A 15,651-nucleotide genomic window follows, 5' to 3' on the forward strand; every position below is an offset into this window, starting at 1 on the left:
CGGTCATCGTTCACCTGTGACGGCCTGTCGATAGGTGCCCGGGGTCAGGCCGAAGTAGCGGGTGAACCAGCGGGTCAGGTGGCTCTGGTCGGCGAAGCCCGTCGCGGTGGCCGCCTCGCTGATGGCCGTGCCGCCGGCGATCAGCGTACGTGCCGCTCTGAGCCGCAGCTGCCGCTGGTAGTCGCTGGGGGACAGCCCGTACTCCGCGTGGAAGGCCCGGTAGACCGCGTAGCGGCTGGCGCCCGTGGCCCGCGCCAGGTCGTCGCTCGTGAGATCGTCCCTGAGGCGGTCATGGAGGAGCTGCCTGGCCTGCCGCGCGACCCTCACCGACCTTCCTGGCCTGCCGTCCGGGTGGATCGGGGTCGTGGCGGCCCGCCGTACGATCGCCGCGACCGTGGCCGCGAGCAGCTCGTCGCGCCGCAGAGCCGTCGCGTCGGAGCCGAGGAGCTCCGCGTGCAGGGAGCGCAGCGCCCCCGCCAGGACGGGATCATCGACCACGGGCGCGGCGAACAGGGGCAGGCCCAGGTGGCGACCCGTCGCGTCGGTCAGGGCGTTCGACACGAGCTCGGGACCGATGTGGACGATCCGGTACGTGAAGCCGTACGCGTTCGTGGCGTGGCCGTCGTGGGGGTCCTCCGGGTTGAACGCCATGACCATGCCCGCCGAGCTCGTGTGGGCCGAGCCGCGGCAGGTGAACGACTGCGCGCCGGTCTCGGTGACCCCGAACGAGTAGGTCTCGTGGCTGTGCCGGTGGTACACGTGCCGCTCGAAGTGGGCATGCATGGCCTCCACCGGCCGGTCGGGTGACCGCCAGTATCGGGACCAGTCATGTGCCATCCATCCATTGTGCTCACCGCCATTGACAAACCAAATTTTTACGTAAAGGATTGTTTTTGCGATGAGAGACGTCCTGTACCTGGAAGAGATCGAGCAGGCCGAGGCACTGCTCAAGCCGCAGCGCGTGGAGGTGCTGCGGCAGCTGGCCGAGCCGCGTACGTGCTCGGAGGTCGCCGAACGGCTCGGCCAGACACCGCAGCGGGTCTACTACCACGTCAAACGGCTGGTCGAGGCGGGCCTGGTGGACCTCGTGTCCGAGCGCAAGGTGCGCGGGATCCACGAGGGCATCTATCAGGCCGGTGCTCGCTCGTACTGGCTGTCGCCCCGGCTGGTGGGCCGGATCGGGCTGCGCAAGGCGCGTGACGAGCTGAGCCTCGGTTACCTGCTGGATCTCATGGAGGAGGTCCAGTCGGACATCGCGGCGCTCGACAGGAGCGCGCCCGAGCTGCCGTCGATCGGGTTGTCGGGGGAGATCCGCGTGCGTCCAGAAGAGCGACAGGAGTTCCTGAACGATCTGCAGACGATGCTGCAGGGGCTGTTCACGCGGTACGGCGGGGCGGAGGGGGACGCGTTCAAGCTCGCCGTCGCCTGCTACCCGAACGCCGCCGCCGACCCTCCCGCAGACATCCCCGAGCCCGGCACCCCTCCGGCCGCCCCCGCCCCTCCGGCACCCACCGCTCCTCCCGCGCCCACGGGCGAGACCGGCCCGCATCGGCGGCCGGGCGGGGGAGACCGACCACAACCAGCCTGAAGCCGACGCCCGACCGGCGACCGCCTACGCGGATCGGCCATTCACACTCACACTCGCACTCTCCAAAGGAGAAGATGACGATGACCGAGCCCATGACGCTTCGTGCCCGCATCCAGGCGCCTGTCAAGGACGTGCGCCACGCGCTCACCGACCCGGCCGCGCTGCGGATCTGGCTGGCCGAGCACGCCGAGGTGGAGCTGCCCGACCGGTTCGGATTCTGGGGGCGTACCACGCCTGAGGGGGACGCGCCGCACCAGCGGCTGCTGCACGCGGACGACAGCACGGTGCGCTTCGCGTGGGTGCTGGACGGCGAGGAGACGACCACCGAGTTGAAGCTGGAGGAGGACGGGGACGCGACCGTCCTGTCGCTGTCGCAGACGCACTTCGACTTCCAGGACGTCATCACGGGCAAGAGCATCCGGGGCGTGCTGCAGACGTACTGGTACCTGGCCATCGCCAACCTGGCCGAACACCTCGAGGGACGCGAGCTCACGCCCAAGATCGACTTCTCCTCCGTGGACCTGCGGGCCCAGGTCACGATCGACGCCTCGCCGTCTCAGGTGTTCGAGTCGCTGATCGACTCCGAGACGGTGACGAAGTGGTTCGGGTACCCGATCGAGATCGAGCCGCACGTGGGCGGGCGCTTCGCGATGGGCGGCCTGGCCAACGACCCCAGCCCGGCCAAGGTGCTGGAGCTGGAGCCCGGCCGCAAGTTCTCCCTGGACTGGGGCACCTCGGGAGTCGGCACGTGGGAGCTGGAGGGCTCCGGCGGGAAGACGCGGCTGACGCTGGTGCAGAGCGGGTTCGACACGGAACGTCCGCCGTACGCGGCGTGGGGCGGGATCCTGTCGGGCGTCGCGGAGCTGCGGCGCTACCACGAGATGCCGGACTGGCGGCCGGTCTTCGTGAGCTGACGCTTCCGCACCAGCGTTCAAGACACGGCGGGGGCGGGACGTGGAGACTCGTGACCATGCGTTTCGACACCAAGATCGGCATCGTGGTCCGCGCGGATCTGGCCGCATGGCAGAAGCTCAACGTCACCGCCTTCCTGTCCAGCGCGGTGGCGGGCGGGGTGCCCGGGCTCATGGGGGAGCCGTACGAGGATGGGTCCGGCAATTCGTACCTGCCGATGCTCCGCCAGCCCGTTCTCGTCTACACGGCCGACTTGGAGGGCCTCCGGGGCGTCCGGGAGAAGGCGGTGGGCCGGGAGATGGACGTGGCCGTCTACATCGAGGAGATGTTCAAGACGGGACACGACGCGGACAACCGAGCGGCCGTGCGGGCGGTGGAGGCCGAGGAAATGGCGCTGGTGGGGGTGGCGATCCATGGGCCGAAGAACGGCGTGGACAAGGTCCTGAAGGGCCTCACCCTGCACCCTTGACCGCGCTTTTAGGTTTGGGGCGTTTGTGGCGGCGCAGCCGACGGCAGCCGGTCAGCCGGCAGACGGGTTCGTTCGACGGCCCGGTGTCATCGCCTGCCCTCTCTTCGACCCCGGCCGGGCTTGATCGGTCAGGCCAGTGAAGCGCGCGGATGGCCGGTGCGCTCGTCAAGGTGTCGTTCACTTGGTGAGCGGGCCGGAAATGATGTCGCCGAGCATTCGGCTGAAGCGTAAGGTGCGGGCGTGCATCCTGCTGATTTCTACACAGGCATCGTCGCCGAGTTATATGGGCCGCTGAAGTCCGTCGCCCAAGATCCAGAGCCCTATGCGGCGTTTGTCCGAGAGGCTGGTTCCCCGGCTCTGGAGCTGGGGTGTGGGGACGGCGATCCATTGCTCGACCTGCGTCGGCGCGGCCTGGACGTCGAGGGTGTCGACTCCTCGGCGGACATGCTGCAGCGGTGCCGTCGCCGGGCGGGGAAGCAAGGCGTCGATGTCGTCGTCTACCAGCAGCGCATGGAGGCGCTCGATCTGCCACGCCGCTACCGCGCGATCTTTCTTGCCGGGCCGACTTTCAACCTGCTCCCCGACGACTCCATCGCTCTGGCTGCCCTCCACCGCATCCGCAACCATCTCGCCGTGGGCGGCACCGCCCTGGTGCCTCTGTTCGTCCCGTCGCCCACACCTGCCGAACGGATCGGCCGAGTGCGCACCGCTACGGCGGACGACGGTGCTGAGTTGCGTGTCTCGGTGGTGTCCGAGGAGCGTAGCGATTCCGCGCGGACGCAGACGACGGTGTTGCGTTACGAGCGGTACCGCGACGGCGAGAGCACCGTCGTGGACCGCCCCTGGGTACTGCACTGGTATACCCGCTCGGGATTCGAGAGCCTTGCCGCAGCCGCCGGCCTGATCGCGGTGTCGGTCCTGGAGACGCCAGGCGCCTCCGACCTGCAATTCCAGCTGCAAGCCGCCGATTTCAGAGGGTGACGCCGACGCGACGGGCGAGTTCTCGCAAGCCGGAGAGCTTGCTGTGAGGATCCCGGCGAAGTAGCTCAGTGATGACCTGACGGGTACCGGAGCGCCTTACTTCGGAGGGCGCTATCTGCTCGGCGATGAGCAAGGCTCGTATTGCGCGGTCGGTCTTGCCGGCGCGGGAACTGCTGATGCGGCTGATCGACGTGCGCGCTAACCCGCGAAAACGTCAACGATGGGCTACTCACGGCCAACCCGGCTACCACGGAGCAGCATAGGTCCTAAAACCGCAGGTCAATTCCCTGAACTGTGGAAAACTCAACGGCCTCCACAGAACTCCGTTCGGCCGCTCGCCACCAGCCCCGCCATAGCACCCTGTGCGCCATGCACCACCCACATCACCCCACCCACTTCACCGTCACCGACTCCAGCCTCAGAGGCCCCAGAGTCACCGATTGCACCGTCACCGACCCCGCTTACCCCAGCGCCGTAACCACGCCTCACTGCCCTCCACCCCATGCGGCACCGCCCCTCGGAGCTGTAGACCCCAAAAGAGGGACATCGACACCCAGCACCGCACCCCTGAAAGAGCCACCTCCCGTTCAGGGAAAGACCGATCGCGGGCTGCCAAAGGCAGAGCTGCCACCCACCCCGCCATCACTCGCCGAGCGGACCGCCCGAATCACCCGAGCGATCCCGCAGGCCGTTGTCTGCCGCCAGACAGCCGCCCATATCTGGGGTCTGAACGCCCTGCACACCCCAGAAGCCGACTGGCCCATAGAGCTGACCGCCCCCGGCCACCTGGCTCTCCCAGGCTGCGTCACCTATCCGGCACCGCTCCCTCCGGAAGACATCACCACGCACAAGGGCGTCCGCCTCACCACCATGGAACGCACAGCCCTCGACTGCGCCCGCTGGTTGCCCCGTATGGAGGCGGTGGCGATCCTCGACCAGTTCGCACGCCGGGGCGTCGATCTCGAAGCTCTGTGGCACCGTCCGCTCAACTCCTGGCGCCTTCGCGACACCCTCGGCCTCGCCGACCGGGGCGCCGCCTCACCCAGGGAGAGCTGGCTCCGGGTCATCCTCGTGGAAGGCGGCCTCCCCAGACCCACCACCCAGATCCGGGTCGGGCTGGACGACGACCGGTTCGCGTACCTAGACCTGGGCTGGGAGGAGTTCAAGGTCGCAGTCGAGTACGACGGCCAGGAGCATCACACCTCACCCGCCGACCAGCAACACGACGCGGACCGCCGCGAGGAGCTACGCCGCCGCGGCTGGCGTGTGATCGCCGTCCGCCGAGACGTCATCCCCGGCCAGATCGCCGACCTCCTCCATCACGTGGCCAACGCCTTGATCGAATGCGGTTGGCAGCCCGGCCCGGAGCGCACCAACCACATCCTCCGCCGCATCCGAGCCGCCCGCCGCCGCTCCCGCTTCCGATTAATCAGCCACCCGCCCCTCCAACCCACCACGCGAGCGCCGGTTAGACGTCCGCGCCCGCACGCCGTCCGCGCCCGCACGCCGTCCGCGCGCCCACACCGGACTGATGACTGGCGCCGTGCCCAAATGCCAGCCAGGCGCCACGCCGGAGCATCAGCCGGGCGCCGCGCAGCGGTGTCAGCTGGGTGCCGTGCCGTGCCGTGCCGTGCCGCGGTGTCGGCTGGGCGTCACACCGGAGCCTTGGTGGGGCGTTCGTGGCGGAACGTCGGGCCGGGCCGGGCTGGGTTGGGTTGTGCTGACCACCAACAGGTCGCTGCGGCGAGCGGGGTGGCATGGGGTGGAGCTGATTCCCTGCGGTGGCCGCCGCCAGGGGTCAGCCGACCGTGACAGGAAGCTCCTTGATGCCGTTGATGAAGTTCGACCGAAGCCGGCGCGCAGAGCCCGTTTGGCGGAGTTTGGGGCGTCGGCGGGCCAGTTGCTCGAAGAGGACCCGGAGTTCGAGTTTGGCCAGGTGGTTGCCCAGGCAGAAGTGAGCTCCGCCGCCGCCGAAGCCGATGTGCGGGTTCGGGTCGCGGGTGATGTCGAAGACTTCGGGATCGGAGAAGACCGCGGGGTCGCGGTTGGCGGCGGCGTAGAAGACCACGACCTTGTCGTCGGCCTTGATCTCCTGCCCGCCCAGCACTTGGTCGGTGGTGGAGGTGCGGCGGAAGAGGTTGACCGGGGAGACCCAGCGGACGATTTCGTCGGCTGCGGTCTTGGCGAGGGTGGGGTCGGCGACCAGGCGGGCCCACTGGTCCGGGTGCTCGAAGAGGGTGAGCATGCCGCCGGAGGCCGCGTTGCGGGTCGTCTCGTTGCCGGCGACCGCCAGGAGGAGGATGAACAGGTTGAACTCGTTCTGGTCAAGCGTCTCGCCGTGCTCGTTGGGCTGAAGGAGCTTGGTGACGATGTCGTTCTTCGGGGTGTCCCTGCGGCGTGTCGCGAGTTCGTTGGCGTAGGCGTAGACCTCCATGGCGGCGGCCGAGCCCACCTCGGGAGTTTCCGAGTAGTCCGGGTCCTGGCTGCCGATCATGCGGTTGGACCAGGTGAAGAGCTTGTCGCGGTCGGCCACGGGCGCGCCGAGCAATTCGCAGATCACGTACAGGGGGAGCGGCGCGGCGACTTCGGTGACGAAGTCGATCTCGCCGGTGCACTTGTCCAGGAGGTCGTCGCAGATGCCGCGGATGTGCTCTTCGAGCGCGCCGATTGTGCGCGGAGTGAAGCCGCGGTTGACCAGGGAACGCCGTCTCGTGTGCTCGGGCGGGTCCTGGTTGAGCATCATGTGGCGCTGGAGATCGATCTGTTCCTGGGTCAGCTCTTCGAACAGGGCGAGCTTCTTGTGTGAGGAGAACCGGTCGGAGTGCCGCGATACATGGACGACGTCCTCGTATCGGGTGACGGCCCAGAATCCGGGCTCGCCCTCGTGCCAGTGGACGGGGGAGTTCGCGCGGAGCCAGGCGAGCTGCTCGTGTGGTGGTCCGGTGGTCGCGTAAATGTCCCTGTCGACGAGGTCGATGTGCACCAGATTCACCCTCTTGATCAAGCGCTTGGTTTACTACTACTTGAAACGTGTTCTATTACGTCCCTGTACGACCGTCAAGGGGCAATGTAGTGGCGAAATGGCTCCACAAGGGGTCCGCCGAGGTCGGGCATTCGTCGGGCGATGCGGCTTGTGCCAGGTCTGCGCGGTCACCGACGACAGCAGCCTCGCTTGACGGCGGGAAACACGCGTGTCTTTGGCCGATTGCCTGCGTGCCGCCGGCCGTCCGCGTGCGTGCCCTCGGCTATCTGCGTGCAAGCCGTTGGTCGTCTGTGCGTGCGCCATGGCTGTCTGTGTGCGTGTCGTCGGCCGTCCGTGTGCGTGCCCTCGGCTGTCTGCGTGCGAGCCGTTGGTCGTCTGTGCGTGCGCCATGGCTGTCTGCGCGCGAGTCGTCGACCGTCTGCGCGCGGGTCGTCGACCGTCTGGTGGGTGCCGTTGGTCGTCTGTGCGCGTGCTATCGGCTGTCTGTGTGCGTGCCCTCGGTGTCTGCGTGCGAGTCGTTGGTCGTCTGCGCGCGAGCCTCGGCTGGGTTTCATGCGCGATGCAGCCGTCGCGTGCGCTCAGGTTGAGTCGGCTCGCATGCCCGATACGGCTGGCCTGGCGTGTGCGACGCGGCGGGGCCCGCGTGCTCGATAAGCCGGCCCGTGCCCCCTATCGCGAGGGCTTGAGTCCCGCGCCGGGCACCTGCCACAGGGCCCGCGCCGGGCACCTGCCATGGGGCCCGCGCCAGACACCCGCCACAGGACCCACGCCAGCACCTGCTGCGGGGACCTGGGCCCAGCGCTGGCGCCTATCGCGGGGGTTTGAGCCCCATGTCGGCGCCTATCGGGGGGACTGGAGTCCCATGCCGCTACCGCCGGCGTGGGGTGGATTGTCCTGGGGGGATGTTTGTCGGTGGTGGTTGGCGTGGCAGGTGGGAGGTGTGGTCCTGGGGGTGGGGTTTACCTCCGATGTATTTGGGGGCGTTAATTCGTGTATGTGAATGCAGCCATCGGAGCGGTAAAGTCGCTTCACAGCATAGAGCACCCCCAGGGGGTGTCTTTCGAGGTCACGGATCGGATGTATCCGTCTTGTCACCCTTGACACGCTCTGCCCGATCGCACGAGCATCATGAAGCGAGACATCCGATGTATATGAGAAGGATGCGGTGTGAAGCTGCTGCGAGTAGGACCTGTCGGCCAGGAACGTCCGGTGATCATGGATGACGCCGGTCGCCTGCGCGACATCGGAGAGCCCGAGATTGACGGGGCTTTCCTCGCTTCCGGGGGAGTGGCGCGCGTCCGGGACGCGCTCGAGCGTGGTGCACTGCCGGTCGTCGAGGCCGAAGGGCTGCGGATCGGCGCCCCGATCGCTCGTCCGGGCAAGATTGTTTGCATCGGCCTGAACTACAGCGACCACGCCGCCGAGTCCGGGCAGGATGTGCCGGCCGAGCCGGTCGTGTTCATGAAGGCCGCGAACACCATGGTCGGCCCGTACGACGAGGTGCTCGTGCCCAGGGGCAGTGTGAAGACCGACTGGGAGGTGGAGTTGACTGTCGTGATCGGCCAGGAGGCCCGCTACCTGGGCAGCCGGGAGGAGGCGCTCGGCGTGATCGCCGGGTACGCGATCTCCAACGACGTCTCCGAACGCGAGTTCCAGCTCGAACGCGGTGGGCAGTGGGACAAGGGCAAGTCGTGCGAGACGTTCAACCCGCTCGGCCCGTGGCTGGTGACGGCGGACGAGGTGGGCGACCCGCAGAGCCTGCCGCTGCGCCTCTGGGTGAACGGTGAGCTGCGCCAGGACGGCGACACCAAGAACATGATCTTCGACGTGGCCGAGATCGTGCGCTACCTGAGCCAGTTCATGGTCCTGGAGCCGGGTGACGTGATCAATACGGGTACGCCGGCCGGCGTGGCGATGGGCATGCCGGGGCAGCCGTACCTGCGTGAAGGTGACGTGATGGAGCTGGAGATCGAAGGGCTCGGGCGGCAGCGCCAGATGGTGGGGCAGGCATGACGACTCCTGGCGCGTACCGGATCGTCGGGATGGAGACGCACGACGTGCGGTTCCCGACCTCGCGCGAGCTCGACGGCTCGGATGCGATGAATCCGGATCCCGACTACTCCGCGGCCTATGTCGTGCTCACCACCGATGACGGGTTCGAGGGGCACGGGTTCGCTTTCACGATCGGGCGTGGCAACGACATCCAGACCACGGCCATCAGCGCGCTCGAGCCGTACGTGATCGGCAAGGACGTCGAGGACCTCGGCGTGCTCTACAAGGACATGGTCAACGACTCGCAGCTGCGCTGGCTGGGGCCGGAGAAGGGCGTCATGCACATGGCGATCTCCGCCGTGGTCAACGCCCTGTGGGACCTCAAGGCCAAGCGGGCGGGCAAGCCGTTGTGGCGGCTGCTGTCCGAGATGTCCCCCGAGGAGATCGTCGACCTCATCGACTTCCGCTACCTGAGCGACGCGCTGACGCCGCAAGAGGCCCTCCAGATCCTGAAGAGCCAGGAGGCGGGCAAGGAGGAGCGGATCGGCCGGCTCATCGAGGTCGGCTACCCCGCCTACACCACCTCCCCCGGATGGCTCGGGTACGACGACGACAAGCTGCGCAGGCTCTGCAAGGAGGCCCTGGAGCAGGGCTTCAAGCAGATCAAGCTCAAGGTCGGCGCCGACCTCGAGGACGACCGGCGCAGGTTCAGGGTCGCCCGCGAGGTCTGCGGCCCCGACTTCCCGATCGCCATCGACGCCAACCAGCGCTGGGACGTCGGATCGGGCATCGAGTGGATCAACGCGCTGGGCGAGTTCCACCCCCATTGGGTCGAGGAGCCGACCAGCCCCGACGACGTGCTCGGCCACGCCGCCATCGCCAGGGGCATCGACCCCATCCCCGTGGCCACCGGCGAGCACGTCCAGAACCGCATTATGTTCAAGCAGCTCCTGCAGGCCAACGCCATCTCCTACCTGCAGATCGACTCGGCCAGGGTCGGCGGCGTCAACGAGAACCTGGCGATCCTGCTGCTCGCGGCCAAGTTCGGTGTGCCGGTGTGTCCCCACGCGGGCGGCGTCGGGCTGTGCGAGCTGGTGCAGCACCTGTCGATGTTCGACTACGTCGCGATCACCGGCTCCATGGACAACCGCGTGATCGAGTACGTCGACCACCTCCACGAGCACTTCGTGGACCCTGTGGTCATCCGCAACGGTCGTTACGCCGCACCGTCCGCGCCCGGCTTCAGCGCGGAGATGCACGCAGTGTCGATCGCCGCCCACACGTTCCCCGGCGGCGAAGTATGGAGGGACGCGTGAGCCTGAAAGCGATCGTGACCGGCGGCGGGTCCGGCATCGGGCTGGCTGTGGCCACCCTGCTCGCCGAGCGCGACATGACCGTCGCCTGCCTCGACATCAATCCGCCGAGCGAGCCGTTCATCGGGATCAAGGTCGATGTCACGGATGACGCACAGGTACGGGCGGCGGTGGCGGAGGCCGCCGAGCGGCTGGGCGGCATCGACGTGCTCGTCAACAACGCGGGCATCGGCGCTCTGGGCACCATCGAGGACAACCCGGACAGCGAGTGGCAGAGGGTGTTCGACGTCAACGTGCTCGGCATGGTCCGGGTCGCGCGGGCGGCGCTGCCGTACCTCAGGCAGTCAGAGCACGCCTCCATCGTCAACACGTGCTCGATCGCGGCCACCGCGGGCCTGCCGCAGCGCGCGCTCTACAGCGCGACCAAGGGCGCGGTGCTCTCGCTGACCCTCGCGATGGCCGCGGACCACATCCGTGAGGGCATTCGCGTCAACTGCGTCAACCCCGGCACCGCGGACACCCCGTGGGTCGCGAGGCTGCTCGACAAGGCCGACGACCCCGAGGGGGAGCGGGCCGCACTGAACGCCAGGCAGCCGATGGGCCGTCTGGTCAGCGCGGAGGAGGTCGCCGCGGCGATCGCCTATCTCGCCAGTCCTGAAGCCGGCGCCACCACCGGGACCGCGCTCGCGGTCGACGGGGGCATGCAAGGGCTCCGGCTGAGGGCGTCCAACTAAGGAAGGTACCCCCCATGAAGTTCGGATCGGCGGTCGCGGCGGCGGCCCTCTTGGCGGTCGTCACCGCGTGTGGCTCGGGCACGACAACAACCGGAGGAGGGGACGGCGGCGGGAAGGTCGGCATCGACCACCCGCGGGCCGACTCCAACTTCTGGAACTCCTACATCAAGTACGTCCCCCAGATGGCCGGCGAGTACAAGGTGGACCTCATGCCACCCACGAACTCGCAGAACGACGTCTCCAAGCTGGTCAACAACGTGCAGGCGCTGGTGGGTCAGGGTGCCAAGGCGATCATCATGGCTCCGCAGGACACCGGTGCCATCGCCAACACGCTGCAGCAGCTGGAGAACAAGAAGATCCCCGTCGTGACCGTCGACACCCGTCCGGACAAGGGAAAGGTCTACATGGTCGTACGCGCCGACAACCGCGCGTACGGAACCAAGGCCTGCGAGTTCCTCGGGGAGAAGCTGGGGGGCAAGGGCAAGGTCGTGCAGCTCCAGGGCGCGCTCAGCTCCATCAACGGCCGTGACAGGTCGGAGGCGTTCCTGGAGTGCATGAAGTCCAAGTTCCCCGGCATCACCGTGTTCAGCGAGCCCACGGAGTGGGAGGGCACCAAGGCCGCGTCCATGCTGCAGACCCGCCTGGAGCAGAACCCCGACATCAAGGGCATCTACATGCACGCCGGTGGCGTGCACCTGGCGCCGACGCTGCAGGTGCTGAAGCAGAAGAGCCTGCTCGTCCCGCCGAGCGACCCCAAGCACGTCTTCGTGGTGTCGAACGACGGGATCCCGGAGGAGCTCGAGGCGATCCGCAAGGGCGACATCGACGCCACGGTGTCGCAGCCGGCAGACCTGTATGCCAAGTACGCGGTCTTCTACGCCAAGGCCGCGCTGGAGGGCAAGACGTTCAAGCCCGGCCCGACCGATCACGACAGCAACATCATCCAGCTCCCGAACGGCCTGGAGGACCAGCTCCCCGCGCCGCTCGTGACAAAGGACAACGTGGACGACAAGAGCCTTTGGGGTAATCAGATCAAGTGATGAAAAATCACGTTGAAGCCCGAAACGTCGTCAAGCGCTTCGGCCCCACCGTCGCGCTGAACGGCGCGGGGATCGCGATCGCCGAGGGCGAGACCCATGCGCTCGTCGGCAGGAACGGCGCGGGGAAGTCCACCCTCGTGTCGATCCTCACCGGGCTCCAGCCGGCCGATGAGGGCGAGGTGCTGTTCTCGGGAGAGGCGGCGCCCGCCCTCGCCGACCGCGACGCCTGGCGGCAGCGCGTCGCCTGCGTCTATCAGAAGTCCACGATCATCCCCGCGCTGACGGTCGCCGAGAACCTCTTCCTCAACCGCCAGTCGGCCGGGGGCGCCAGGATCAACTGGCGCGCGCTGCGGGCCAGGGCGCGCGAGCTGCTGGACACGTACGAGGTGGACGTCGACGCGCAGGCGCTGGCCGGCGACCTGACCGTCGAGCAGCGCCAGCTCGTCGAGATCGCCAGGGCGCTGTCGTTCGGGACGAGGTTCATCATCCTCGACGAGCCGACCGCCCGGCTCGACGGCCCGGCCATCGAGCGGCTGTTCGCGCGCATGCGCTCGCTGCGCGAGCAGGGCGTCACGATGATGTACATCTCCCACCACCTCGACGAGGTCTACGAGATCTGCCAGAGCGTCACGGTCTTCCGCGACGCGCGGCACATCGTGACCAGGCCGGTCGCCGAGCTTCCCCACGACGAGCTGGTCGCCGCGATGACGGGGGAGGCCACGACGGCGTACGAGTCCCGCACCCGCACGCCCGGCGACCGGGTCGTGCTGTCAGGCGAGGGCCTCTCGCTCGGCGACCGCTACGCAGATATCGATATTTCCGTTAAAGCGGGCGAGGTCGTCGGCCTGGCCGGCTCCGCGAGCAGCGGCAAGGTCGGTCTGGCCGAGACCCTCGTCGGGCTCCGCAAAGCCGACTCCGGCACGGTCACGGTCAACGGCAACCGGGTCAAACCGGGCGACGTGCCCGCCGCCATGAAGGCGGGTCTCGGGTTCGTGCCGGAGGACCGCCACCACGAGGGCTTCGTCCCGCTGCTCTCGGTGGGGGAGAACGCCACGTTCCCGATCGCCCGCAAGCTGGGCCGGTACGGGATCGTGTCACCTGCCCGCCGACGGGCCAAGGCCGACGAGATGATCAAGAACCTCGACATCAAGACGGAAGGCCCGGATCAGCCGGTCGGCGACCTGTCCGGGGGGAACGCGCAGAAGGTCGTGTTCGCGCGGGCTCTCGTGGACGACCCGACGGTGCTGGTCGTGATCAACCCGACGGCCGGTGTCGACGTCAAGGCCAAGCAGGCATTGCTCAGCGCGGTCGAGGACGCGGTCGGGCGGGGCGCGGGGGCCGTCGTGGTCTCCGACGAGCTCGACGACCTGCGGATCTGCGACAGGGTGCTGGTCATGTTCCACGGCAGGGTCGTCAAGGACGTGCCGCGTGGCTGGACGGACCACGAACTCGTGGCCGTGATGGAGGGCATAGAAGATTGACCACTATGACTGCGCCGCTTCCACGGGTGCGCCTGGCCAGGTTCCGTGACCTGACGCTGGTGCCGGTGATCGTGATCCTGCTCGTCGTGGGCGCGTTCCTCGACCCGACCTTCCTGACCGCGGGCAACCTCACGAACGTGCTCCAGCAGCAGGCGGCGATCTCGCTCGTCGTACTGGCGGAGGCGATGATCCTCATCGCCGGCAAGTTCGACCTGTCGCTGGAGTCGACGGTCGGCACCGCGCCGGCCATCGCGGTGATGCTGGTGATCCCGGCGGCCGCGGGCGGGTTCGGCATCGGGCTGCCCGGCGCGCTGGTGATCCCGCTGGCCCTGCTGGTCGGCGCGGCCATCGGGGCGTTCAACGGTTTCCTGATCATCAGGTTCCAGCTGTCGGCGTTCATCGTGACGCTGGCCATGCTGATCATCGTGCACGGCCTCCTCCAGGGGCCGACCGAGGGCAAGACGCTGTTCGAGCTCCCCGACTCGATCCTCTACCTGGGCAGCGCCATATGGCTCGGCCTGCCGGCGGCCATCTGGATCGCCGGTGGGCTGTTCGCGGCGGGCATCTTCGGCCTGGGCTACCTGCGGCTCGGCCGCGCGCTCTACGCGATCGGCGGCAACACCGACGCCGCCCGCGCCGCCGGCATCCGGGTGGATCGGGTGCTGTACGGGGTGTTCATCCTGGGCGGGACGCTCGCGGCGCTCGCCGGGATCCTGGAGACCGGCCGCCTCGGGGCGATCGGCAACAACCAGGGCGTCGGGTGGATCTTCATGGTGTTCGCGGCGGCGGTCATCGGCGGCGTGAGCATGGACGGCGGCAAGGGCACGATCCTGGGCGCGCTCACCGGCGTGCTGGTGATCGGCCTGGTGCAGAACATCCTGACGCTCATCGGCGTCTCCGGCTTCTGGCAGCCGGTGATCTATGGCGGGATCATCCTCATCGCGTTGATGATCAGCCGGATCGCGGGCGGAAAGGCACAGGATTGAACGGGATCGACGAACCTCCGGCCGGCTCGGACGGCGACGCGCCGGACGGGTCTCCGACCGGTCGTGACGGCGGTGTGTCGGCTGTGCACGGTGGCGGCGCGGCCGGTGATTCTCCGGGCGGTCGTGAGGGCGACCGGTCGTGGGTCGGGCCTGAGGGCGACCGGTCGTGGGTCGGGCCTGAGGGTGGCGGGAGCGGCGGGTCGTGGGTCGGGCGTGACGGTGGCGGGGTCGAGGTGTCGCGGCACGGCTTCGGTGGTGCGCCGATCGGCAACCTGTACCAGGAGGTGTCGGAGGAGCAGGCGCGGGCCACGGTCGACGCGGCCTGGGACGCCGGGGTGCGCCTGTTCGACACCGCGCCCCACTACGGGCTCGGCCTGTCGGAGCGCCGCCTCGGCGCCGCGCTCAAGGACCGCTCGGGTTACGTCCTGTCCACCAAGGTCGGCCGCCTGCTGGTGCCCGCCTCGTCATCGGGCGGCCGCGACGAGCAGGGCTTCGACGTGTCCGCCGACCTCCAGCGGGTGTGGGACTTCTCCGGCGACGGCGTACGCAGATCCCTGGAGGAGTCCCTGGGACGCCTGGGGCTCCCGGCCGTCGACATCGCGCTCATCCACGACCCGGACGACCACATGGACCAGGCACTGGCCGAGGCGTACCCGGCGCTGGCCGAGCTGCGGGCGCAGGGCGTGGTGAAGGCCATCGGCGTCGGGATGAACCAGTGGCAGGCGCTTCTGCGCTTCGTCCAGGAGACCACCATCGACGTCGTGATGCTCGCGGGCCGCTACACCCTGCTCGACCAGTCGGGCCTGCCGCTCCTGGAGGAGTGCGCGCGTCGCGGGGCCAGGGTGCTGGCGGCGGGCGTCTTCAACAGCGGCATCCTGGCCACCCCGCGGCCGACCGGCACGTACAACTACGGGCCCGCACCGGCGTCGGTGATGGAGCGGGCGACGAGGATCGCGGAGATCTGCGAACGCCACGGCGTCACGCTGCCCCAGGCGGCCATGGCCTTCCCTCTCCGCCACCCGGCCGTCGCCTCGGTCGTCCTGGGCGCCCGCTCGCCCGAGGAGATCACCGCGAACGCCGCCCTGCTGTCCCGCCCGGTCCCGGAGGCGGTGTGGGACGAGCTGATGTCGGAGGAGTTACTGCCCAAGGAGTGATGGCGAGGCGCTGAGCCC

General features: G+C 68.5%; 14 protein-coding genes. 12 read left to right on the forward strand and 2 right to left on the reverse strand.

Going from position 1 to position 15,651, the window contains the following annotated elements:
* Window positions 1–3: 3 nt before the first annotated feature.
* Window positions 4–837: an AraC family transcriptional regulator gene (locus ABZX61_RS48025; RefSeq protein WP_355205218.1), complete on the reverse strand. Its 834-nt coding sequence runs from the start codon at window positions 835–837 to the stop codon at window positions 4–6.
* Window positions 838–898: 61 nt separating this feature from the next.
* On the opposite strand from ABZX61_RS48025, the gene ABZX61_RS48030 reads away from it, so the two are divergent.
* The 5 genes from ABZX61_RS48030 (at window position 899) to ABZX61_RS48050 (ending at window position 5,762) form a co-directional block, all read left to right on the forward strand.
* Window positions 899–1,588 (forward strand): helix-turn-helix domain-containing protein, encoded by a 690-nt coding sequence (locus ABZX61_RS48030; protein WP_355205220.1) that lies wholly within the window; start codon window positions 899–901, stop codon window positions 1,586–1,588.
* Between the two features lie 80 nt (window positions 1,589–1,668).
* Window positions 1,669–2,502, forward strand: a complete 834-nt coding sequence (locus ABZX61_RS48035) for an SRPBCC domain-containing protein (RefSeq protein WP_350729381.1) — start codon at window positions 1,669–1,671, stop codon at window positions 2,500–2,502.
* 56 nt (window positions 2,503–2,558) lie between these two features.
* Window positions 2,559–2,969: a DUF2000 domain-containing protein gene (locus ABZX61_RS48040; protein WP_355205224.1), complete on the forward strand. Its 411-nt coding sequence runs from the start codon at window positions 2,559–2,561 to the stop codon at window positions 2,967–2,969.
* Between the two features lie 240 nt (window positions 2,970–3,209).
* Window positions 3,210–3,950, forward strand: coding sequence for a class I SAM-dependent methyltransferase (locus ABZX61_RS48045; RefSeq protein ID WP_355205227.1), 741 nt, complete (start codon window positions 3,210–3,212; stop codon window positions 3,948–3,950).
* Between the two features lie 912 nt (window positions 3,951–4,862).
* Complete coding sequence (locus ABZX61_RS48050; protein ID WP_355205523.1) at window positions 4,863–5,762, forward strand: DUF559 domain-containing protein; 900 nt, start codon at window positions 4,863–4,865, stop codon at window positions 5,760–5,762.
* Here ABZX61_RS48050 and ABZX61_RS48055 read toward each other — a convergent pair.
* Window positions 5,749–6,954: a cytochrome P450 gene (locus ABZX61_RS48055; RefSeq protein WP_355205230.1), complete on the reverse strand. Its 1,206-nt coding sequence runs from the start codon at window positions 6,952–6,954 to the stop codon at window positions 5,749–5,751. The genes ABZX61_RS48050 and ABZX61_RS48055 overlap by 14 nt on opposite strands.
* A gap of 1,146 nt (window positions 6,955–8,100) precedes the next feature.
* On the opposite strand from ABZX61_RS48055, the gene ABZX61_RS48060 reads away from it, so the two are divergent.
* Genes ABZX61_RS48060 through ABZX61_RS48090 form a run of 7 tightly spaced genes read left to right on the forward strand, consistent with a single transcriptional unit; the run spans window position 8,101 to window position 15,633 of the window.
* The gene (locus ABZX61_RS48060) at window positions 8,101–8,946 is read left to right on the forward strand and encodes a fumarylacetoacetate hydrolase family protein (protein ID WP_355205233.1); all 846 of its coding nucleotides are present in this window, start codon (window positions 8,101–8,103) and stop codon (window positions 8,944–8,946) included.
* Complete coding sequence (locus ABZX61_RS48065; protein ID WP_350729391.1) at window positions 8,943–10,241, forward strand: L-fuconate dehydratase; 1,299 nt, start codon at window positions 8,943–8,945, stop codon at window positions 10,239–10,241. The genes ABZX61_RS48060 and ABZX61_RS48065 overlap by 4 nt, the downstream gene beginning before the upstream one ends.
* Window positions 10,238–10,972 (forward strand): SDR family oxidoreductase, encoded by a 735-nt coding sequence (locus tag ABZX61_RS48070; RefSeq protein ID WP_355205236.1) that lies wholly within the window; start codon window positions 10,238–10,240, stop codon window positions 10,970–10,972. Before ABZX61_RS48065 ends, ABZX61_RS48070 begins: the two co-directional genes overlap by 4 nt.
* Before the next feature lie 14 nt (window positions 10,973–10,986).
* A complete protein-coding gene (locus tag ABZX61_RS48075; protein ID WP_355205239.1) occupies window positions 10,987–12,012 on the forward strand; it encodes a sugar ABC transporter substrate-binding protein in 1,026 nt (341 codons plus the stop codon).
* A complete protein-coding gene (locus ABZX61_RS48080) occupies window positions 12,012–13,493 on the forward strand; it encodes a sugar ABC transporter ATP-binding protein (RefSeq protein ID WP_355205242.1) in 1,482 nt (493 codons plus the stop codon). Before ABZX61_RS48075 ends, ABZX61_RS48080 begins: the two co-directional genes overlap by 1 nt.
* 5 nt (window positions 13,494–13,498) lie before the next feature.
* Window positions 13,499–14,479, forward strand: coding sequence for an ABC transporter permease (locus ABZX61_RS48085; RefSeq protein ID WP_350729397.1), 981 nt, complete (start codon window positions 13,499–13,501; stop codon window positions 14,477–14,479).
* Entirely contained in the window at window positions 14,476–15,633 is a 1,158-nt protein-coding gene (locus tag ABZX61_RS48090) for an aldo/keto reductase (RefSeq protein WP_355205244.1), read from the forward strand. The genes ABZX61_RS48085 and ABZX61_RS48090 overlap by 4 nt, the downstream gene beginning before the upstream one ends.
* Window positions 15,634–15,651 lie beyond the last annotated feature (18 nt).

It is taken from the genome of Nonomuraea sp. NPDC003709, assembly GCF_040610775.1.
GTDB lineage: Bacteria > Actinomycetota > Actinomycetes > Streptosporangiales > Streptosporangiaceae > Nonomuraea > Nonomuraea angiospora_A.

What these genes read in the sequence shown, in the direction of transcription:
- ABZX61_RS48025 (WP_355205218.1), bottom strand. Translation starts at nt 837, where the DNA reads ATGGCACATGACTGGTCCCGATACTGGCGGTCACCCGACCGGCCGGTG.
- ABZX61_RS48030 (WP_355205220.1), top strand. Translation starts at nt 899, where the DNA reads ATGAGAGACGTCCTGTACCTGGAAGAGATCGAGCAGGCCGAGGCACTG.
- ABZX61_RS48035 (WP_350729381.1), top strand. Translation starts at nt 1,669, where the DNA reads ATGACCGAGCCCATGACGCTTCGTGCCCGCATCCAGGCGCCTGTCAAG.
- ABZX61_RS48040 (WP_355205224.1), top strand. Translation starts at nt 2,559, where the DNA reads ATGCGTTTCGACACCAAGATCGGCATCGTGGTCCGCGCGGATCTGGCC.
- ABZX61_RS48050 (WP_355205523.1), top strand. Translation starts at nt 4,863, where the DNA reads ATGGAGGCGGTGGCGATCCTCGACCAGTTCGCACGCCGGGGCGTCGAT.
- ABZX61_RS48065 (WP_350729391.1), top strand. Translation starts at nt 8,943, where the DNA reads ATGACGACTCCTGGCGCGTACCGGATCGTCGGGATGGAGACGCACGAC.
- ABZX61_RS48075 (WP_355205239.1), top strand. Translation starts at nt 10,987, where the DNA reads ATGAAGTTCGGATCGGCGGTCGCGGCGGCGGCCCTCTTGGCGGTCGTC.
- ABZX61_RS48080 (WP_355205242.1), top strand. Translation starts at nt 12,012, where the DNA reads ATGAAAAATCACGTTGAAGCCCGAAACGTCGTCAAGCGCTTCGGCCCC.
- ABZX61_RS48085 (WP_350729397.1), top strand. Translation starts at nt 13,499, where the DNA reads ATGACTGCGCCGCTTCCACGGGTGCGCCTGGCCAGGTTCCGTGACCTG.